The organism is Escherichia sp. MOD1-EC5950 (genome assembly GCF_002965345.1).
GTDB lineage: Bacteria > Pseudomonadota > Gammaproteobacteria > Enterobacterales > Enterobacteriaceae > Escherichia > Escherichia marmotae.
On record NZ_PTSR01000176.1, the window covers coordinates 1 to 264 of the forward strand.

General features: G+C 64.0%; 1 pseudogene. It reads right to left on the reverse strand.

What is annotated here, in order from left to right:
* Window positions 1-264: pseudogene (locus BEA93_RS24895) on the reverse strand (RHS repeat-associated core domain-containing protein); the annotation flags it as partial.

The window sequence follows — 264 nt, forward strand, 5'->3', positions numbered from 1 at the left end:
CGGTAAGACAGCAGCCGGTTGAACGGCACCACGCTGTTTTCTGCCGTGGCCCTTTCCCCCGCACGCCTCCCCAGCAGGTTTCCCGCCGCGTCGTACTGCCAGCTCGCCAGATACCCCTCATCCTCCGAACGGCACGCCGTAATGTGCCCCGTGGGGTCGTAAAAGTAATCCTTTTCCCCCCGCCGGCTGTGCCGCGTCTTCAGCAGTTCATCCTGACCGTTGTAGCTGTACTGCCGGTCCGTGAACGTCTCCGGCACCACCCCG